Annotated in this window: 2 protein-coding genes; both read right to left on the reverse strand. The window is 63.1% G+C overall.

Annotation, left to right across the window (positions count from 1 at the left end; genetic code table 11):
* Positions 1-159 precede the first annotated feature (159 nt).
* Complete coding sequence (gene recR, locus ACW9JE_RS30415; protein WP_457434868.1) at positions 160-762, reverse strand: recombination mediator RecR; 603 nt, start codon at positions 760-762, stop codon at positions 160-162.
* Positions 763-836: 74 nt separating this feature from the next.
* Positions 837-1,871 (reverse strand): NADP-dependent oxidoreductase, encoded by a 1,035-nt coding sequence (locus tag ACW9JE_RS30420; RefSeq protein WP_457434869.1) that lies wholly within the window; start codon positions 1,869-1,871, stop codon positions 837-839.
* Positions 1,872-2,035: the final 164 nt, after the last annotated feature.

A 2,035-nucleotide genomic window follows, 5' to 3' on the forward strand; every position in this document is an offset into this window, starting at 1 on the left:
GCAACGGGCGGCCTAAATACCGTAACTGGTGTCCGGAAATACTTGACCAGAACAGCCTCGCTCCTACAGGTTTTGCGTTGTGTGTAAATTTTCCATTCCAACCCAAACCCTGTAGGAGCGAGGCTTGCCCGCGAAGGCGTCAGCCCAGCCAACACATCACTAGAGGGAGATCGGCTTGCGCCCGGCAAACGAATGCGCCAGGGTCCCGCCATCGACCAACTCCAGCTCACCACCCAACGGCACACCATGGGCAATACGCGAAGCGATCAGGCCTTTGTTGCTCAGCAACTGGGCGATGTAGTGCGCCGTGGCTTCGCCTTCGACGGTAGGGTTGGTGGCGAGAATCACTTCGGTGAAGGTCCCCGCTTCCTCGATCCGCGCCATCAATTGCGGGATACCGATGGCCTCCGGCCCCAGACCATCGAGGGGCGACAGGTGCCCTTTGAGTACAAAATAGCGACCGCGGAAACCGGTCTGCTCCACTGCGTAGACATCCATCGGCCCTTCCACTACGCACAGCAGCGTGTCGTCGCGCCGGGTGTCAGCGCACTGCGGGCACAGGTCGTCTTCGGTCAGCGTGCGGCACTGACGGCAGTGGCCGACCCCTTCCATGGCCTGGCTCATGGCCTGGGCCAGGCGCGCGCCGCCGCTGCGATCACGCTCGAGCAACTGCAACGCCATGCGCTGGGCGGTTTTCTGACCCACGCCCGGCAGCACGCGCAGGGCATCGATCAGTTGGCGAATCAAAGGGCTGAAGCTCATGGGGAAACATCCGACAAAACAACGAGACGCGGTTTATACCCGCGCCTCCGGTTAGCGTCAAATGGCCAGGGCCATCAGTCCTGGGCGACGCGAATCACCAGCTTGCCGAAGTTGCGTCCCTCCAGCAGACCGATGAACGCCTGGGGTGCGTTTTCCAGGCCATCGACCACATCTTCGCGGAATTTCACCTTGCCCGCACGCACCCAGGGCGCCATGGCGCTGCCGAACTCGGACTGGCGGTCTCCGTAGTCGTCGAACACGATGAAACCCTGAATCCGCACACGCTTGGTCAGCAGCACGCGCTGCAATTGCGGCAGGCGATCCGGCCCGCTGGGCGCCTCGGTCGCGTTGTAGGAGGAAATCAGGCCGCACAGGGGAATCCGCGCCTTGGGATTGAGCAACGGCACCACCGCATCGAACACCTTGCCGCCGACGTTCTCGTAATAGATGTCGATGCCTTGAGGGCAGGCTTTGGCCAGCTCATCGACAAAGTCCGGGTTCTTGTGATCGATGCAGGCGTCGAAACCCAGTTCCTCAACCACGTAGCGGCATTTGTCCGCGCCACCGGCCACGCCCACCACGCGCAGGCCCTTGATCTTCGCCACTTGGCCAACCACCGAACCCACGGCGCCGGATGCGGCTGCGACCACCAGGGTCTCGCCGGATTTGGGCTGGCCGATGTCCATCAGGCCCATGTAGGCGGTCATGCCGGGCATGCCCAGTACGCCGAGGGCCATGGAGGGACTCGGCAGCCCCGAAGGAATCGGCATGATGCTGCGGCCGTCATTGATGCTGTGGCTTTGCCAGCCCGTGGCGCCCACCACCAGATCACCTTCCTGGAACTTGGGGTTGCGCGACTGCTCGACCCGGCTGACTGCACCGCCGGTCATCACCGCATCGATTTCCACCGGCGCCGCGTAGGACGGCGCATCGCTCATGCGGCCGCGCATGTAGGGGTCCAGGGACAGGTAGAGGGTCTTGAGCAGCACCTCGCCGTCGGCCAGTTCGGGGAGCGCGACCCGCTCCAGGCGAAAGTTCTCCGGCGTCGGCGCGCCAACGGGGCGCGAGGCCAGGACGATGCGTTGGTTGAGGGTCATGGGATCGGACATGGCAGCGTCTCCTTTGATCGATGGGTTCTGGGGTACAGGAAAGCAGACCTTTGGTTGCGCGATGGCGTTCGATGTTTATTCAGTTGTACCGAGTTGTCCCAATCGCGAGCAGGCTCGCTCCCACATGAGGATTCGGTCACCTGTGGGAGCGAGCCTGCTCGCGA

The sequence above is a fragment of the Pseudomonas sp. SDO55104_S430 genome (assembly GCF_054070595.1).